The organism is Melaminivora alkalimesophila, assembly GCF_000282995.1.
In the GTDB taxonomy this organism is placed as follows: domain Bacteria; phylum Pseudomonadota; class Gammaproteobacteria; order Burkholderiales; family Burkholderiaceae_C; genus Melaminivora; species Melaminivora alkalimesophila.
This window is the reverse complement of sequence record NZ_ALEE01000790.1, coordinates 1-1,264: the sequence shown is the minus strand read 5'-3', so window position 1 is coordinate 1,264 and position 1,264 is coordinate 1. Positions and strand designations below refer to the sequence as shown.

The window sequence follows — 1,264 nt, the reverse complement described above, 5'->3', positions numbered from 1 at the left end:
CGGCGAAGTGATGACGCTCGCGCGCGCCATCCAGACCAGCGTCTATGAGCGCTTCGGGATCCGGCTGGAGCCGGAGCCTGTGGTGGTTTGAGGGCGGCCATCGGCGCCGCCGGGCGCCATAGGTAGTTTGCACAAGGGTTCTCCCCAGTGGCGGATCACAGCTTCGCGGGCACCATTGCTGCAGTGCAGCAAAACGCTGCGTCCCTGCTCCTTCCTGCTCCGCGATGCCTTCCCTCCCCCTTCTCACCCGCCGCCGTTGGGCCTGGCTGTGCGCCGTGGCCCCGGGCCTGGCCATGGGCGCAGGGCCGGCGGCACCTGTGGCGGCAAAAGGGGAGGACGAACGGATCCGCATCGCCGTCGGCGCGCGCTCCACGCTCTACCACCTGCCGCTGCTGGTGGCCGAAGGCCTGGGCCTGTTCCAGGCCGAGGGGCTGCAGGTGGAGATCCTGGACCATGCAGGCGGTTCGCTGGCGGTGCAGGCGCTCGCCAGTGGCGCCGCCGACGTGTGCTGCGGCGCCTACGAGCACGTGGTGCGCCACCAGCTGCACGGCCGGGATTGGCGCAGCCTGGTGGTGCTGGCGCGCACCCCGCAGGTGGCGCTGGTGGCGCACCCTCGCCATGGCAGCGGCGCTGCACTGGCCCGCCTGCCCGGCCTGCGGGTGGGCGTCACGGCGCCAGGCTCGTCTACGCACTACCTGGCGAGCCTGTGGCTGCGCGAGGCGGGCGTGTCCCTGGCGCGGGCGCAGTTCGTGGCGGTCGGCAACGGGTCGGCGGCGGTCGAGGCGCTGCGCTCCGCAAGGGTGCATGCGGTGTGCCATGCGGACCCGGTGCTGACGCTGTTGGAGCAGCGCGCTGGGGCGCGCGTGCTGGCGGATGCGCGTTCGCTGAAGGACTCTGAACAGCTCTATGGCGGACCGATGCCCGGGGGCTGCCTGTTCGCCCCGCAAGGGTTCGTGCAGCGGCGCCCGCAGCAAACCCAGGCCCTGGTCCAGGCGATGGTCGCTGCGCTGCGCTGGCTGCAGACCGCCAGCCCTGCAGACCTCGCGCGCGTCGTGCCCAAGGGTTACCTGCTGGGCGACCGCAGCGCCTACCTGATGGCCTTCGAGAAGGTGCGCGAGACGCTGTCGCCCGATGGCGTGATGCCCGCCGAGGGGCCTGCCACGGCCCTGCGCACGGTGGTGCGTGGCGAGTCAATGACACAGCCGCCGCGCGTGCTGCTGGAGAAGACCTTCAGCAACAGCTGGGCGCTGCGCGCCCGCCAGCG

Annotated in this window: 1 protein-coding gene; it reads left to right on the top strand. The window is 72.2% G+C overall.

Annotated features, from left to right (window positions below):
• Positions 1-224 precede the first annotated feature (224 nt).
• A partial coding sequence (locus A612_RS15240; RefSeq protein WP_040437169.1) for an ABC transporter substrate-binding protein occupies positions 225-1,264 on the top strand: 1,040 nt, incomplete at its 3' end.